Annotated in this window: 16 protein-coding genes; 10 read left to right on the forward strand and 6 right to left on the reverse strand. The window is 68.9% G+C overall.

What is annotated here, in order from left to right; translation table 11 throughout:
* The first annotated feature begins 27 nt into the window (after positions 1 to 27).
* From rplU to proB, 4 genes are all read left to right on the forward strand, one after another.
* Positions 28 to 342, forward strand: a complete 315-nt coding sequence (rplU, locus tag CFP71_RS31310) for a 50S ribosomal protein L21 (protein WP_005158538.1) — start codon at positions 28 to 30, stop codon at positions 340 to 342.
* 38 nt (positions 343 to 380) lie between these two features.
* Positions 381 to 638: a 50S ribosomal protein L27 gene (gene rpmA, locus CFP71_RS31315; RefSeq protein WP_003067129.1), complete on the forward strand. Its 258-nt coding sequence runs from the start codon at positions 381 to 383 to the stop codon at positions 636 to 638.
* Positions 639 to 747: 109 nt separating this feature from the next.
* On the forward strand, positions 748 to 2,205 hold the full coding sequence (gene obgE / locus CFP71_RS31320; RefSeq protein ID WP_093937556.1) for a GTPase ObgE: 1,458 nt from the start codon (positions 748 to 750) through the stop codon (positions 2,203 to 2,205).
* Positions 2,202 to 3,311 carry a glutamate 5-kinase gene (proB, locus tag CFP71_RS31325; protein WP_093937557.1) on the forward strand — a complete coding sequence of 370 codons (1,110 nt, stop codon included), beginning with the start codon at positions 2,202 to 2,204 and terminating at the stop codon, positions 3,309 to 3,311. Before obgE ends, proB begins: the two co-directional genes overlap by 4 nt.
* On the opposite strand, the gene CFP71_RS31330 is transcribed toward proB, so the two are convergent.
* From CFP71_RS31330 to CFP71_RS31340, 3 genes are all read right to left on the reverse strand, one after another.
* Positions 3,308 to 4,039, reverse strand: a complete 732-nt coding sequence (locus tag CFP71_RS31330) for a hypothetical protein (protein WP_093937558.1) — start codon at positions 4,037 to 4,039, stop codon at positions 3,308 to 3,310. The two genes, proB and CFP71_RS31330, sit on opposite strands and share 4 nt — an antisense overlap.
* A gap of 2 nt (positions 4,040 to 4,041) precedes the next feature.
* Positions 4,042 to 4,533 (reverse strand): SigE family RNA polymerase sigma factor, encoded by a 492-nt coding sequence (locus CFP71_RS31335; protein WP_093937559.1) that lies wholly within the window; start codon positions 4,531 to 4,533, stop codon positions 4,042 to 4,044.
* 79 nt (positions 4,534 to 4,612) lie between these two features.
* A complete protein-coding gene (locus CFP71_RS31340; RefSeq protein ID WP_093937560.1) occupies positions 4,613 to 5,248 on the reverse strand; it encodes a TetR/AcrR family transcriptional regulator in 636 nt (211 codons plus the stop codon).
* Between the two features lie 88 nt (positions 5,249 to 5,336).
* Between CFP71_RS31340 and CFP71_RS31345 the strand changes: the two genes are divergently transcribed.
* The gene (locus CFP71_RS31345) at positions 5,337 to 6,611 is read left to right on the forward strand and encodes an FAD-dependent oxidoreductase (protein ID WP_093937561.1); all 1,275 of its coding nucleotides are present in this window, start codon (positions 5,337 to 5,339) and stop codon (positions 6,609 to 6,611) included.
* Here CFP71_RS31345 and argS read toward each other — a convergent pair.
* From argS to CFP71_RS31360, 3 genes are all read right to left on the reverse strand, one after another.
* Positions 6,606 to 8,330 carry an arginine--tRNA ligase gene (gene argS / locus CFP71_RS31350; RefSeq protein ID WP_093937562.1) on the reverse strand — a complete coding sequence of 575 codons (1,725 nt, stop codon included), beginning with the start codon at positions 8,328 to 8,330 and terminating at the stop codon, positions 6,606 to 6,608. The two genes, CFP71_RS31345 and argS, sit on opposite strands and share 6 nt — an antisense overlap.
* Positions 8,331 to 8,401: 71 nt before the next feature.
* Positions 8,402 to 9,688: an MFS transporter gene (locus CFP71_RS31355; protein WP_093937563.1), complete on the reverse strand. Its 1,287-nt coding sequence runs from the start codon at positions 9,686 to 9,688 to the stop codon at positions 8,402 to 8,404.
* Between the two features lie 152 nt (positions 9,689 to 9,840).
* The gene (locus CFP71_RS31360) at positions 9,841 to 11,946 is read right to left on the reverse strand and encodes a RecQ family ATP-dependent DNA helicase (protein WP_093937564.1); all 2,106 of its coding nucleotides are present in this window, start codon (positions 11,944 to 11,946) and stop codon (positions 9,841 to 9,843) included.
* 161 nt (positions 11,947 to 12,107) lie between these two features.
* Here CFP71_RS31360 and nadD point away from each other — a divergent pair, with 161 nt between their 5' ends.
* Genes nadD through CFP71_RS31385 form a run of 5 tightly spaced genes read left to right on the forward strand, consistent with a single transcriptional unit; the run spans position 12,108 to position 15,365 of the window.
* A complete protein-coding gene (gene nadD / locus CFP71_RS31365) occupies positions 12,108 to 12,707 on the forward strand; it encodes a nicotinate-nucleotide adenylyltransferase (RefSeq protein WP_093937565.1) in 600 nt (199 codons plus the stop codon).
* Positions 12,708 to 12,761: 54 nt separating this feature from the next.
* Positions 12,762 to 13,166: a ribosome silencing factor gene (gene rsfS, locus CFP71_RS31370; protein WP_005158575.1), complete on the forward strand. Its 405-nt coding sequence runs from the start codon at positions 12,762 to 12,764 to the stop codon at positions 13,164 to 13,166.
* On the forward strand, positions 13,163 to 13,777 hold the full coding sequence (locus CFP71_RS31375; protein WP_093937566.1) for a histidine phosphatase family protein: 615 nt from the start codon (positions 13,163 to 13,165) through the stop codon (positions 13,775 to 13,777). Before rsfS ends, CFP71_RS31375 begins: the two co-directional genes overlap by 4 nt.
* 3 nt (positions 13,778 to 13,780) lie before the next feature.
* A complete protein-coding gene (octT, locus tag CFP71_RS31380) occupies positions 13,781 to 14,509 on the forward strand; it encodes a diglucosylglycerate octanoyltransferase (protein ID WP_093937567.1) in 729 nt (242 codons plus the stop codon).
* Between the two features lie 10 nt (positions 14,510 to 14,519).
* Positions 14,520 to 15,365 (forward strand): DegV family protein, encoded by an 846-nt coding sequence (locus CFP71_RS31385; protein ID WP_093937568.1) that lies wholly within the window; start codon positions 14,520 to 14,522, stop codon positions 15,363 to 15,365.
* Positions 15,366 to 15,412 lie beyond the last annotated feature (47 nt).

A 15,412-nucleotide genomic window follows, 5' to 3' on the forward strand; every position in this document is an offset into this window, starting at 1 on the left:
CCGTTGTCGAGTAAGCAGGAGACTTCCGTGTCGGCGTACGCGATCGTCAAGACTGGCGGCAAGCAGTACAAGGTGGCCGTCGGCGACGTCGTCGAGGTCGAGAAGCTCGAAGGCGAGCCGGGTACCGAGCACACCTTCCCCGCGGTCCTTTTTGTGGATGGTGGCGACGTCACCACGGACGCCGACGCGCTGGCGAAGGTCTCGGTCACCGGCAAGGTCGTCGAGCAGACCAAGGGTCCGAAGATCCGGATCCACAAGTTCAAGAACAAGACCGGCTACCACAAGCGCCAGGGTCACCGGCAGAAGCTGACCCGCGTCGAGGTCACCGGCATCTCCAAGTAGGACTTTCTCCGGATCTTCGTCAGAAAGAGGATTGAGCCATGGCTCACAAGAAGGGCGCGTCCAGCTCCCGCAACGGTCGCGATTCGAACGCGCAGCGACTGGGCGTCAAGCGTTACGGCGGCCAGGAAGTCAACGCGGGCGAGATCCTGATCCGCCAGCGTGGCACCAAGTTCCACCCCGGCGTGAACGTCGGCCGTGGCGGCGACGACACGCTGTTCGCGCTGGCCGCCGGTGCGGTCCAGTTCGGCGAGAAGCGTGGCCGCAAGACGGTCAACATCGTGCCGTCCGAAGCCTGAATTTCGGCTTCGAGTTAGAACCTCTGACGAGGGGTGGGGCCGGAATATCCGGGCCCACCCCTCGTTTGTTTTGTTTGTATCCCTTCTCGCGAGTGAATAGAGGCAAGTCATGGCGTCCCGTTTCGTGGACCGTGCGGTGATCCACCTGACCGCCGGTGACGGTGGGAACGGCTGCGCCTCGGTGCACCGAGAGAAGTTCAAGCCGCTCGGCGGCCCGGACGGCGGCAACGGCGGCAACGGCGGCGACGTCCTGCTGATCGTCGACCCCAACGTGCACACGCTGCTCGACTTCCACTTCCGCCCCCACGCCCGCGCCGGCAACGGCAAGATGGGCCAGGGCGGCAACCGCGCCGGAGCGGCGGGCGACACGCTGGAGATGCGCGTCCCGTCCGGCACCGTGGTGATGACGGAGGACGGCGAGATCCTGGCCGACCTGGTCGGCACCGGTGCCACCTTCATCGCCGCACAAGGCGGCCGGGGTGGCCTCGGCAACGCGTCGCTGGCCTCCAACACGCGCAAGGCGCCCGGATTCGCGCTGCTGGGTGAGCCGGGGGAGAGCCGGAACCTCGTTCTGGAGCTGCGTTCGGTCGCCGACGTCGGCCTCCTCGGCTTCCCATCCGCGGGCAAGTCTTCGCTGATCTCCGTGCTGTCCGCGGCCAAGCCGAAGATCGCCGACTACCCGTTCACCACCCTGGTGCCGAACCTCGGTGTGATCACCGCCGGGTCGACCGTCTTCACCATGGCCGACGTGCCGGGCCTGATCCCCGGCGCCAGCGAGGGCAAGGGCCTCGGCCTCGACTTCCTGCGCCACATCGAACGGTGCGCGGTGCTGGTGCACGTCATCGACTGCGCCACCTTCGAGCCCGGACGCGACCCACTGTCCGATATGGACGCTCTCGAAGAGGAACTGGCCCGCTACACCCCGAGCCTCGGCGGCGACCTCGCCGACCGGCCGCGAGTGGTGGTGCTCAACAAGATCGACGTCCCGGACGCCGCGGAACTCGCCGAGTTCGTCCGCCCGGAACTGGAAGCCCGCGGGCTCAGTGTGTTCGAGATCTCCACGGCGTCCCGCAAGGGGCTGAAGGAGCTGACCTACGCGCTCGCGGCCGTGGTCGAGAAGTACCGCGCCGAGCAGCCGGAACCGGAGCCGGAGAAGGTCGTGCTGCGGCCGATGGCCGTCAACGACGCGGGCTTCACCGTCGAGATCGACCCGGAGGAGGAAGGCGCCTTCATCGTCCGAGGTGTCCGTCCCGAGCGGTGGATCCGCCAGACGAGCTTCGGCAACGACGAGGCCGTCGGCTACCTCGCGGACCGGCTGCAGCGGCTCGGCGTCGAAGAAGCGCTGGCCCGCAAGGGAGCCGTACCGGGGAGCCCGGTCACCATCGGCGACGTCCAGTTCGAATGGGAGCCGTCGACCCCGGCCGGGGTCGCGGTGCACATGTCGGGCCGGGGCACGGACGTGCGGCTGGAGAACAACAGCCGGATCGGTGCCGCCGAGCGCAAGGAAGCCCGCCGGATCCGCCGTGACGGCCCGGACGGTGTCGAAGACGAGACGGAGGACGAGTGAGCTCGACCCGGATGGCGATCGCCGACGCGAAGCGCGTGGTCGTCAAGGTCGGTTCCTCCGCACTGACCACCGCCGGCGACGGTCTCGACGTGGCCAGGCTGGACGCGCTGGTGGACGCGATCGCCGATCGGGTCTCTCGCGGCACGCAGATCGTGCTGGTGTCCTCGGGCGCGATCGGCGCAGGACTCGCGCCGCTCTCGCTCGGCAAGCGGCCGCGTGACCTCGCCACCCAGCAGGCCGCGGCCAGCGTCGGGCAGCTGGCGCTGGCGCACGCGTACGCCGAGTCGTTCGGCCGGTTTTCCCTGACCGTGGGCCAGGTTCTGCTGACGTCGGACGATGTCGTGCGCCGCGCGCACTACCGCAACGCGCAGAACACGTTCACCCGGCTGCTGGCCCTCGGCGCGGTTCCCGTGGTCAACGAGAACGACACCGTGGCCACCGAAGAGATCCGCTTCGGCGACAACGACCGGCTGGCCGCCTTGGTGGCCCACCTGATCGGCGCCGACGCGCTCGTCTTGCTGTCCGATGTGGACGGTCTGTACGACGGGGATCCCCGTGACGGCGCGACCCGCAAGATCGCCGAGGTCGCCGGGGAGTCCGATGTGGACGGCATCACCGTCGGCATGTCGAGCTCCGGGCTCGGCACCGGCGGCATGGTCTCGAAGCTCGCCGCGGCACGCACCGCCGCGGGCGCCGGGATCCCGGTCCTCCTCGCCGCCGCTTCCGAAGCCGCACGCGCGCTCACCACCGCCGAAGTCGGCACCGCGTTCGCCCCGGCGGACTCCCGTCTGTCGGCCCGCCGGTTCTGGCTGGGCTACGCGGCAGGCGCGTCCGGGAAACTGCATCTCGACGACGGCGCGGTCGCGGCCGTGGTCCGTCGCCGCCGTTCCCTGCTCGCCGCCGGGATCACCGGCGTCGACGGTGACTTCCAGGCGGGCGACGTCGTCGACCTGGTCGACCTCCGGCAGCGGACCGTGGCGCGAGGGGTCGTGGCCTTCGACTCGGGCGAACTGCCCGACCTCATCGGCCGCTCCAGCCACGACCTCCCCGCGGAACAGCGTCGCGAGGTCGTCCACGCGGACGACCTCGTCCCGCTTCGCCGTTAGGGCACCAGCCCCGGGGTCAGGGCGATTTCGCGGAGCTGAGCCTCGGTCAGGAGAGGCAGTTCGCGCTGTGCCGGCGGGTCCGGCTTCTCGTCCGTTCCCGGCCTGGTGCTGTTGGTGGCCGTGATGATGACGATGGCCTCGGCGGTCCGATAACCGGCCTGGTAGGCGACGAAACCCGGGTTGCCGGGCTTCTTGATCGTCGTCTCCACAAGGGTTCCGCCGCGGACCAGACGCGCCGAGCACGTGGTCGGAGTCGGGTCCTGGCTCTCGCAGGCGACCCCCGTCGAAAGCATCGTGCCGTCGTTGGTCATCAGTTCCACGAAGACCGAACCCGTCCGGTCGCCCAGTTCGCCCGACATGAGGTAGAGCGTCTTGCCTGGCTGCGGATAGGCCTCCAGTTTGAGGGGGTCCGCAGGTGTGGCGTAGGTGCGGATCGCCCTGTCGAGCAGGCAGTTCAAGCGGGCCGTCGCAGCCTGGAAGGTCTCTCCGGGCGTCTTCTCGCCGCAGGGAGAGGTCGCGGCAGGCTCGCTCCGGTCCGGTGGCGCGATGAGCGCGGCCCCCACCGGGAATGCCGCCGCGGCCAGCGCGACCGCCGCGATCACCGTCGTCACCCGGCGACGCCGCGAACGGCGGCCCGCGGCGAGTACGCCGTCCCCGGTGAGGCCGATCGGCGGCTCGGCTTCGGTCACGTACTCCTTCAGTGCGGAGCGGACATCCTGGTCTTCCATGACTACTCCTTGCTCGTCGGGGAGGGCAGGACGGCGCGCAACGCCTCGACCCCGCGGGCGGTCTGGCTTTTGACGGTCCCTTCGGCGACCCCGAGCAACGAGGCCACTTCGGCGACCGAAAGGTCTTCAAGGAAGCGGAGGACGACCATCGCGCGCTGGCGCGGTGTCAGGCCACTGAGCACGCGTTCGAGGTCGATCCGGGCATCGCTGTCGTAACCTGGCGGGGCGGCCCGGTCGGGCGGGGCCGAGGTCACCAGCTCCCGGTGGTGTTTCCGTCTCCTGGACAGGAAGAGGTTGAGCAGGATCCGGCGCGCGTAGGCGTCGACGGTGTCCGGTCTGATCCGCCGCCAATGCCGGTACAGCTGGATGAACGTGGCCTGCACCAGGTCCTCGGCGCCGTGCCAGTCGCCGCACATGCCGAACGCCAGTCGCCGGAACCGCTGGACGCGGGCCGCGAAATATTCGTTGAAGTCGGTCTCTCTCGCTTGTCTCACCGGCCACTCCCCCTCTTCGTCTCGCCCTCTCTAGTCCGGAGGGGGCCCGAAAGGCTCAAGCGACAGCGGGGGACCTTTGCTATCGCTTCCCGGGTTCGGCGAGGTGACCGACGAGGCGTGCCAGCTGGTCCCCGTAGGCCTCCGCGAACTCGGCCGAGTTCGGCTCCTGGCCCGAGACGGCCCGGACGACGCGGGGGAGCGCGAGCGCGGCGCTGGACGCGGCCATGAAGATCACCAGCAGGAACGCCGGATCGAGGTCGGCGGGGAAGTCGCCCGCGGCCTGACGGGCGCGGATGTAGTCCACCTGCCGCTGGAGGAAACCGCGCTGGCCTTCGACGCCGATCGCGTCGGGGGCGCCGTCGGTCAGGTTCTCCCAAAGGAACAGCTTGGCGAGATCGTGGTCCCGGATCCCCGACCGGACGAAGTACTTGACCACTTCCGCGAACGGCTTGTCGTGGTCGGTAGCGGCGACGTAGTCGTCGTACATCGTCGCGGTCAGCGCGTTGTACAGCCCTTCCTTGCCGCCGAAGTAGTACGAGATCAGCTGCTTGTTCACGCCCGCCTTGGCGGCGATCTCGCTGACGCGTGCCGCCGCGTAACCCTTCGCGCCGAACTCGGCCTTCGCCGCCTCCAGGAGTTGCGCCTTGGTGCGCTCGGGATCGCGTTGGCGTTCGACGGGAGCGCGGCGAGGGCTGCGCGGGGCGGCTTCGGACATGAGATCACCTTAGTCGCTGACTCTTTCAAACGTTTGGTTGACTTTATTATCCATTTGGTTGATAGTGGCGACGGAGAGAGGAGACCTCATGACCATGAGAATCGCGATCATCGGCGGCGGAACGGGCGGGCTCTGCTTGGCGCAAGGTCTGCGCAAGGCGGGGATCGACGTGTCCGTCCACGAGCGCAGCCGCACCCGGACCGAACGTCTGCAGGGCTATCGCGTGCACATCAACCCGCACGGTGCGGCCGCGCTGCACGAGTGCCTGCCGCCCGGGCTCTGGCAACGGTTCCTGGCCACCACCGGCACCACGAGCGGTCCGTTCACGTTCGTGACCGAGCGGTTGCGGGACCTGATGGTGATCGACAGCGAGCTCACGTCGGGCCCCGATCCCGCGTCGAACCACCACTCGGTCAGCCGGATCAGCCTGCATCAGGTGCTGTCGGACGGGCTCGACGGAGTTCTGCGCCATGACAAGGAGTTCGTCGGCTACCGCCGTGAGGGGGAGGTGGTCGTCTGCGAGTTCGCCGACGGCAGCACCGTCGAGGCCGATCTGGTCATCGGTGCCGACGGCGCCAATTCCCGCGTGCGCAAACAGTTCCTTCCCGACGCCGACAGGGTCGACACCGGGATCATCGCGATCGCGGGCAAGCATCCGCTGACCGAAGAGACCCGCGAGCTCTTGCCCGCCAGGCTCACCGACGGCCCGAGCATGGTGATGCCGCGGGCCGGCACGGGCCTGTTCACCGCGCCGCACGAACTGAACGGTGCTTCCTCGGTCAACGACGAGACCGCCGACCACGACCCTGTCCTGTTCGACAACACGTCGAGCTACATCATGTGGGCGTTCGCGGCGGACAACCGGCGCTACCCGGACGACGTGTCCTCATTGGACGGTGAAGCCCTGCGGGCGCTGGTGCTCGACCTGATCGACGGCTGGGATCCCGCGTTCAAGGAGCTGGTCGCCTGCTCGCCCGCGGGATCGGTGTCCCGGCTGCCGATCTTCACGTCGAAACCCGTCGAGCCCTGGCCGACGAGCAACATCACCCTGCTCGGCGACGCGATCCACAGCATGACCCCGTTCCGCGGCATCGGCGCGAACACCGCGCTCCGGGACGCGCGACTGCTGTGCCGCAACCTCGTCGAGGCACGGAAGACCGGCGCGGTGCGCGCCGCGGTCGCCGATTACGAGCACCGGATGCGGGACTACGGCTTCGCGGCGGTGCGTGATTCGGAACGCAGCGCCCGCCAGTTCGTGTCCGAGAACCGCGTGGGCCGGACGATGGCGCGCGGGATGTTCCGCGCCTTCCAGGCCGTTCCTCCGTTGAAGCGCAAGGTCTTCAGCGATCACGGCGACTCATAGCCGAGCCGGAGTGGAGATGCCCAGCAGGGACAGCCCCAGCGTCAGCGTCTTCGACGTGAGTTCGGCCAGCAACAGGCGGGAGTCACGGACGCCGGGCCCCTTCGCGTCCAGTACCGGGCATTGTTCGTAGAACCGCGAGAACACGGCCGCGGTTTCGTAGAGGTACGTGCACAGCTTGTGGGGGAGATGTCCGGCGGTCGCCGCGCCGACAGCCTCGGGGAAGCGGACCAACGCGAGCGCCAGTGCCCGTTCGGTGGGATGGCCGAGCAGCACCCGCGCATCGGCGAGGTCCTGATCCGCCTTCGCCAGCACGGAACGGATCCGCGCGTTGGCGTACTGCAGGTAGACCGACGTGTTCCCGTTCTTGGAGAGCATCCGCTCCCAGGAGAAGACGTAGTCGCGTTCGCGATCGCCGGAAAGGTCGGCGTATTTGATCGCGCCGATCCCGATCGCCCTGGCGACCTCTTCCCTGATCTCGGGGGAGAGGTCGTCCCGGCCGTCGATCACGCCGGCGGCGTGGGCGATCGCCTCGGTGAGCAGATCGGAAAGCCGGACCGACTCGCCGGCCCGGGTCTTCATGGCGCGGCCGTCTTCGCCGAGCACGGTGCCGAACCCGATGTGCTCGGCCCGATGCTCCTCGCGGAGCCAGCCGGCGGCCCGGCAGACGGCGAACACCATCGCGAAATGCTGCGCTTGCGGCGCTCCGACGACGTAGAGCAGATCGGTGACCCCGCGCTGCCCCGTCCAGTAGCGCAGGGTCGCGAGATCGGTGACCGCGTAGCCGTACCCGCCGTCCCGCTTGCGGACGATGAGCGGCAGCGGCTCGCCTTCCCGGTTGCGGAAACCGTCAGGAAAGACGCAGACCGCGCCGTCGCTGATCTCGGTCAGCCCGGACGCGGCCAGCTCGTCCACGACCGTGGCGAGAAACGGGTTGTAGAAACTTTCGCCGTAGACGTCCTCGCTCGACAGGCCGATCCCGAGGAGTTCGTACACCTGCGCGAAATGCCGTGTCGATTCGTCGACCAGATGCCGCCACGACGACAAGGTCTCTTCGTCACCGCTTTGCAAGAGCACCACACGCTCCCGTGACCGGGTCGCGAAGTCTTCATCGGCGTCGAACTTCGACCGGGCGGCGCGGTAGAAGCCGTTGAGATCTCCGATCGTGTATGGGCCCGACGGGCGCTCGTCGAGCAGATGCTCGATCAGCATGCCGAACGGCGTACCCCAATCACCGAGATGGTTGTGCGGGATGACGTCGTGCCCGGCGAACCGCAGCAGCCGCGTGATCGCGTCACCGATGACGGTGGACCGAAGGTGCCCGGCATGCATTTCTTTCGCCACGTTCGGACTGCTGTAGTCGATGGCGATCCGCCGCGGCCGCGGTGTCACCCCGGCGCCCAGCCGAGGGTCATCGCCGAGCGCGCTCGTCCGGTCTTCCAGCCAGGACGAGCTCAGCGTGAAGTTGAGGAAGCCCGGCCCGGCGACCACCGGTGGTTCGGCGAGATCGGCGACGTCGAGGTGCGACGCGATGGCGGCGGCGATCTCCCTCGGCGGCTCGCCGAGGCGTTTGCCCAAGCTCATCGCGAGATCGCACTGGTAGTCGACTCCGCTCTGGGAGGAGACCCGCACCAAGGCGGTCGGCGGCTCGATGTCGGTGACGTGACGAAGGGCTTCCATCACGCGCCGCGCCAATTCCTCGCTCACATCGCCGAACAACACGGTGTCCCTCCTTCGCGCTCGTCGTAGGAGCGCGAGGGTAGCCACCTCGCCGTGCCGTCGGCGACGGAGTTTCAGCGCAGGTCGCTGCCCTTCGTCTCCGGCAGGGTCCGGATGACGAAGAACGCGATCGCCGCTCCGGCGGCCACGTACCAGAAGAACAGCGTGGACAGCCCGGCGTCGGACAGCGCCGTGAGCACCAGGGGAGCGGTGCCGCCGAACAGCGCGACGGTCAGGTTGTACCAGGCACCGATGCCCAGGCCGCGCAGTTCGGTGGGGAACAGCTCGCTCATGATCGCCGGCGCGATCGACGTCATCGCCGTGTACAGGCAGAGGCCGACGCAGAACACGACCAGCAACCCCGGGAGTCCAGGCCGGACCAAAGTGGACAGCGGGACGATGAGGATCGCGGTCGCCGCCGACCAGACGAGCAGCTGCGGCTTGCGGCCGAAGCGGTCCGAAAGGGCACCCATCGGGTATTGCAGCGCGACGAACAACGCCGTCGCGATCGACAGCGCGAGGAACACGTCGACGTCGTCGGCCTTGCGGGTCTTGACCGCGAACGAGGTCAGGGCGCTGAAGAACGTGTAGTAGCAAAGGGTCGACAGCATCGAGAAGCCCACGAGCTGGACGACGGCGCGCGGGTGCTCGCGAAGAGTGGTGCGCAGCGGCCGCTCGACCCGTTTCGCGGTCGACTTCTTCTCCTCGAAGATCTCGGTCTCGGCGAGGCTGCGCCGGAGCCACAGGCCGATGATGCCGAGAACCCCGCCGAGCAGGAACGGGATCCGCCAGCCGTAGGCCGTCAGGTCCGCTTTGGACATCGTCCGCGCGAGCACGAATCCGAGGATCGAGGCGAGCAGGACGGCGGAACCGGTCGAGATGTAGAAGAAGGCGGAGTACCGCCCGCGCCGGGTGGGCGGCGCGATCTCACCCAGATACGCCGACGCGTTGGAGACCTCGCCGCCGAGCGACAGCCCTTGTGCCACCCTCGCCAGCAGCAACAGGATCGGGGCCAGCCAGCCGACCTGGTCGAACGTCGGCAGGAGGCCGATGGCCACCGAACCGCCCGCCATCAGCACGATGGTCAGGATCATCGCGGGCTTCCGGCCCCTGATGTCGGCGAAGCGGCCGAGCAACATCCCGCCGAGCGGCCGGAAGAAGAACGCCAGGGCGTACGTGGCGAAGGTGTTGATCAACGCCAGGGCTTCGTTGCCCTTCGGGAAGAACTCGCTGGCGAAGTAGATGCTGAAGGTGGCGTAGATGGTCCAGTCGAACCACTCCAGCGCGTTCCCGACACTGGCCGCGAACAGTTTCTTCACCGGGAGCCGATGTCCGAGCCGCTCCGTCGTTGAGTCCGCCATCGGCACCTCCGTACTCGCGCGTGGGCGGAACCTTGCCAGAAAGTCCCGATGCGGGAAAGAACCTGCCGGATGCCGAGATCAGTCCGTGGTGACCGGAGGGTGTTCGACCGCCTACACGCTGGTCTCGCGCACCCCGGTGCACGGCTCCTGGCTCATGAAGTGCTGGCGAGAGCGAACGGCAGCACCGCGCGGGCACCGGCCTGGCGCAGCAGGCGCGCGGACAGTGTCATCGTCCACCCGGTGTCGATCAGGTCGTCGACCAGCAGGATCGGGCCTTCGACAGCGGCGACCCTGGCGGCGAGGTCTTCGGGAAGGCTGAGGCGTTTCCACAGGTCGGCCAGCCGTTGCGCGCTGTTCGCCTGACGCGGCGGCGGCCCCGCCGAGGCGATGGCGCCCAGATACTCCAGCCGTCCGATCGAGGCCAGTTTCGTCGCCAGACCATGGACCAGCTGAGGCCGGGTGGCGGAGGGCACCTCCACCACCGCGACCGGACGCTCGGTCCACTGCCAGCCCTTGAGGACCTCGATGCAGGCTTGGAAGACCGGATCGGGGAGGTCGGTGTCCGCCGCGGACGGGCCGACGAGTTCACGCAGCCGCGTACCCCAGCCGACATCGGTCACCCTGCCGACGACCTGGCCGGTTTCGGCCTGCTCGCCCGCCGGCAGCCGTCCGGACAGCGGGACTTCCAGCCCGGCCATTCCGGTCGGCCACATCTTCCGCGGCGCGACCTCCACCCCCGGGCGGCGCAGCCGCTGCCGGGTGGCATCGACGACGTCATCGGAAATCGTGGTGTCCCAGTGCTTTCCGGTGCAGTTGTCGCACCGTCCGCAGGGGGTCGCCTCGGGATCGTCCAGCTGCTTTCGCAGGTACTCCATCCGGCAGCCGGTGGTTTCGAGGTAGGCGAGCATGGCGTTCTGCTCGTTGGTCCGCGCCGCGCTCACTCGCGCATAGCGTTCCCTGTCGTACTGCCACTCCTCGCCGGTGCCTTCCCAACCGCCCTTCACGCGGCGGACGGCGCCGTCGACGTCCAGCACCTTGAGGACCATCTCCAGCCGAGACCGGGACAGCTCGACGAACGGCTCCAGCGCGGGTGTCGACAGTGGACGGTCCGCGTACGCCAGCGCGTTGAGCACCTGGGTCACCCGCAGTTCGTCCGGAAACGCCAGCGAGCCGAAGTACGCCCAGATGTCCTTGTCCTCGTGACCGGGAAGCAAGATCACCTCGGCGCGATCGACACCACGTCCGGCACGGCCGACCTGCTGGTAGTACGCGATCGGAGAGGACGGGGCGCCGAGGTGGACGACGAAGCCCAGATCCGGCTTGTCGAATCCCATCCCCAGCGCCGAAGTGGCCACCAGCGCCTTGACGTTGTTGTTCAGCAGATCGTCTTCGGCCGCCTGCCTGTCGGCGGGATCGGTCTTCCCGGTGTAGGCGGCGACCGGATAGCCGCGCTCGGTCAGCAGGCCCGCCACGTCGTGCGCGGCCGCGACGGTGAGCGTGTAGATGATCCCGGATCCCGGGAGTTCCTCCAGGTGCTCGGCCAGCCACGCGAGCCTGGCCTGCGACGTCGGCAGTTTCGCCACCGACAGGTAGAGGCTTTCGCGGTCCAGTGTGCCGCGCAGGACGAGGGTGTCGCCGCCGTTGCCGATGCCGAGTTGTTCGGCGACGTCCGTGGCCACCCGGTCGTTCGCGGTCGCCGTGGTGGCGAGCACGGGAACGCCCTCGGGCAGATCCTTCAGCAGGGTCCGCAGCCGCCGGTAGTCCGGCCGGAAGTCGTGACCCCAGTCCGAGATGCAGTGCGCCTCGTCGACCACGAGCAGGCCGGCGCTCGCGGTCAGTTTCGGCAGGACGGTGTCGCGGAAGTCCGGGTTGTTCAGCCGCTCCGGGCTGACCAGGAGGACGTCGACCTCGCCCGCCGCGATCGCGGCCTGGACCTGATCCCACTCCTGCGGGTTCGCGGAGTTCATCGTCGCCGCGTGGATCCCCGCCCTCGCCGCCGCGGAGATCTGGTTGCGCATCAGCGCGAGCAGCGGCGAGATGATCACTGTCGGGCCTTCGCCGCGTTCCCGCAGCAGTGCGGTGGCCAGGAAGTACACCGCGGACTTCCCCCAGCCGGTGCGCTGCACGACGAGCGCGCGACGACGGTGCGCGACCAGCGCCTCGATGGCCGTCCACTGGTCGTCGCGCAGCCGGGCGCCTTCTCCCGCCAGCGATTGGAGGAGGGTCTCGGCGCGGTCCCGGAGAGTCGAAGTGTCCACGTCCCCACCTCTACCCCATGCCACCGACGAAGTCGCGATCGGCATGTCGTGAACGGACCGTTCATCCATGGAACGGAGCGTAATGTGATCCAGATCACCACCTGTCGGTGGGTCCGGCGACCCGAGCGTGAAGCCGCCTGCGCTGTATAGGCTCACGACCCATGTCACCACGCAGGATCGGGGTCATGGGCGGCACGTTCGACCCCATTCACCACGGGCACCTCGTCGCGGCCAGTGAGGTCCAGTCCCGGTTCGCGCTCGACGAGGTCATCTTCGTGCCCACCGGCCAGCCGTGGCAGAAGTCCGACAGGGTGGTCACCCGCGCAGAGGACCGTTACCTGATGACGGTGATCGCGACGGCGTCCAACCCCGTGTTCTCGGTCAGTCGCGTCGACATCGACCGCGTCGGGCAGACCTACACCGTCGACACCCTGCGCGACCTGCGCACCGAGTACCCGGACGACCAGCTGTTCTTCATCACCGGCGCGGACGCGCTCGAACAGATCCTCACCTGGCGCAACGCCGACGAGCTGTTCGACCTGGCGCATTTCATCGGCGTCACCAGGCCGGGCTACCGCCTCAATTCCCAGCATCTGCCCAGTGGGAAGGTGAGCCTGGTCGAGGTGACCGCCATGGCGATCTCGTCCACCGCCTGCCGTGAGCGGGTCGAAGGCGGGGAACCCGTCTGGTACCTCGTCCCCGACGGTGTGGTGCGCTACATCGCCAAAAAGGACCTCTATCGCAAAGACCGGGGTGCCTGACCGGGTACCCTCGTCGGGCGCACCCGCGAGTTAAGCCATTTTTTGAGGAGAACTGTGACAGCCACGTCCGAGGCACGAGAGCTGGCCGTAGCGGCCGCCCATGCGGCGGCGGACAAGAAGGCGAGCGACGTGGTCGTGCTGGACGTGTCCGACCAGCTTGTCATCACCGACGCCTTCGTCATCGCGTCCGCGCCGAACGAGCGCCAGGTCGGCGCCATCGTCGACAACGTCGAGGAGCAGCTGCGGCTCGGCGGGCACAAGCCCGTCCGCCGTGAAGGCGCCCGCGAGGGCCGCTGGGTCCTGCTGGACTACGTCGACGTCGTCATCCACGTCCAGCACCAGGAGGAGCGCTCCTTCTACGGTCTCGAGCGGCTCTGGAAGGACTGCCCGCGGATCGAGGTCGAAGGTTTGGAGACACCCGCCGAGGAGGACCCCGCCGACGCGCAAGGCGCCTCGTGAGTCCGCGGCGGCTGGTGCTCTGGCGCCACGGCGAGACCGACTACAACGCGGCCGGCCGGATGCAGGGGCATCTGGACTCCGCGTTGACGCCGGTCGGCTGGAACCAGGCCAGGTTCGCCGTACCCGCGCTCGCCCGGTTCTCCCCGGATCTGGTGATCGCCTCGGATCTGCGCCGCGCGACCGACACGGCCACCGTGCTCACGGAGGCCATCGGTGTCCCGCTGCGGATCGACAAGCGTCTCCGGGAAACCCATCTGGGTGAATGGCAGGGCTTCACCGGTCAGCAGGTCGACGAGGCTTACCCCGGTGAACGCGCGCGCTGGCGCGTCGACGCGACCTGGGCGCCGCCCGGCGGTGAGTCCCGGGTGGACGTCGCCGAACGCGCCCTGGAGGTCGTCGAGGACCTGGACCAGCCCAATTCCGACGCCGGCGACGCCGTGCTGCTGGCGACGCACGGCGGCCTGATCATCGCGCTGACGGCGAAACTGCTCGGCCTTCCGGTCACGTCCTGGCCGACGCTGGGCGGGATCGCGAACTGCCACTGGGTCGAGCTGACCCGGCGTGACGGGAATTGGCGTCTGGCCGCCTACAACGCGGGAATCACCGGCTGATCCATGGCCCCGCGCCTGCTGGTGTTCGGCGATTCCCTCAGTTTCCACGGCCCGGACGGTCCGCTCGCCGCCGACGACGCGCGCCTGTGGCCCAACATCGCGGCCGAAGCGCTCGGTGGTGGCGGGATGGACCTCGTCGCCGGGTTCGGCTGGACCGCCCGTGACGCCTGGTGGTCCTTGATCGGTGACCCGCGCGTCTGGGCCGATCTCCACCACGTCGACGCCGTCGTCCTGGCCGTCGGGAGCATGGACACGCTGCCTTCGCCGTTGCCCACCTACTTGCGCACCGGTCTTCGCTACCTGCGACCGGATCCGTTGCGACGGGTGGTGCGTAAGACGTATCTCGCCGCCCAGCCACGGCTCGCGATCGCCCTTCGGGGCCGTCCGGCGGTCCTGCCGTCGAAACTGACCGTCCACTACCTCGACACCGCTGTCGGGGCCCTGCGCGTGCTGCGGCCGGAACTGCCGATCTTCGGCATCCTGCCGTCCGTCCACCGCTCCGACGCCTACGGCCGGGTGCACACCGCCCGGGCCGGTGCCGCCGCCGCGATCGCCGCCTGGGGGCGGCGCGCCGATGTCCCGTTGCTGGATCTCGGAGCCGTCGTCGGCGATCACGTGCTGAGCGGCCGGGGCAATCCGGACGGGATGCACTGGGGTTGGGAAGGCCACGCCTCCGTCGGCGTGGAAATGGCCCGACTGATGGCCCCGGTGCTGCGCCCCGCGGCAACGTAGGCTGGCTGCCGTGTCGGTCGCCGTAGTCACGGATTCCACCGCCCACCTGCCGGAAGGCTTCGCCGAACGGAACGGGATCCGGGTGGTCCCGTTGCACGTCCTCGTGGACGGCGTCGTCTTCCTCGACGGCGTCGAAATGGGCCCCGCGGCCCTGGCCGAAGCGCTCGGCAAACGCAGCCTGGTGACGACCTCCCGGCCGACGCCCGCGGAGTTCGTCAAGGAGTTCCGGGCGGCGCTGGCCGAGGGCGCGGACGCCGTCGTGTCGGTCCATTTGTCCCGTGAGCTGTCCGGAACCTGGGAGGCGGCGGTACTCGCGGCCCAGGAGGTCGGGCCGGACAAGGTGCGCGTGGTCGATTCGAGAAGCACCGCCATGGGACTGGGCTTCGCCGCCCTGCGAGCGGCGAGTGCCGCCGCGGACGGGGCCGATCCGGCCGAGGTGGAGGCCGCGGCGGTCGACGCGGTGAGCCGTTCGGAGACCCTGTTCGCCGTCGAGACCCTCGAATACCTGCGCCGCGGCGGGCGGATCGGCCCGGCGGCCGCCTTGCTCGGCACGGCGCTCGCGGTGAAACCGGTACTGCACATGTCCGAAGGCCGGATCCAGCCGCTGGAGAAGGTGCGGACGATGAATCGCGCGGTGGCGAGGCTGGTGGAACTCGCGGTGAAGGCGGCCGAAGGCGGCCGCGCCGACATCGCAGTCCATCACCTGGCCTCACCGGAGCGCGCCGTCGAACTGGCCAACCGGCTGGAAGAGTCCATCAGCTGCCCGGAGGGGTGCGTGGTCTCGGAGATCGGCGCCGTCATCGGGGCCCACACCGGTCCCGGGGTACTCGGCGTCGTGATCCAGCGGGCGGGTTAGAAACCGGTCAGCGTCCCACACGACCCCGACGGAAACCGGCGATCCGA

The sequence above is a fragment of the Amycolatopsis thailandensis genome, assembly GCF_002234405.1.
In the GTDB taxonomy this organism is placed as follows: Bacteria; Actinomycetota; Actinomycetes; order Mycobacteriales; family Pseudonocardiaceae; genus Amycolatopsis; species Amycolatopsis thailandensis.

What these genes read in the sequence shown, in the direction of transcription:
- rpmA (WP_003067129.1), top strand. Translation starts at nt 381, where the DNA reads ATGGCTCACAAGAAGGGCGCGTCCAGCTCCCGCAACGGTCGCGATTCG.
- obgE (WP_093937556.1), top strand. Translation starts at nt 748, where the DNA reads ATGGCGTCCCGTTTCGTGGACCGTGCGGTGATCCACCTGACCGCCGGT.
- CFP71_RS31330 (WP_093937558.1), bottom strand. Translation starts at nt 4,039, where the DNA reads ATGGAAGACCAGGATGTCCGCTCCGCACTGAAGGAGTACGTGACCGAA.
- CFP71_RS31340 (WP_093937560.1), bottom strand. Translation starts at nt 5,248, where the DNA reads ATGTCCGAAGCCGCCCCGCGCAGCCCTCGCCGCGCTCCCGTCGAACGC.
- CFP71_RS31345 (WP_093937561.1), top strand. Translation starts at nt 5,337, where the DNA reads ATGACCATGAGAATCGCGATCATCGGCGGCGGAACGGGCGGGCTCTGC.
- CFP71_RS31355 (WP_093937563.1), bottom strand. Translation starts at nt 9,688, where the DNA reads ATGGCGGACTCAACGACGGAGCGGCTCGGACATCGGCTCCCGGTGAAG.
- nadD (WP_093937565.1), top strand. Translation starts at nt 12,108, where the DNA reads ATGTCACCACGCAGGATCGGGGTCATGGGCGGCACGTTCGACCCCATT.
- octT (WP_093937567.1), top strand. Translation starts at nt 13,781, where the DNA reads ATGGCCCCGCGCCTGCTGGTGTTCGGCGATTCCCTCAGTTTCCACGGC.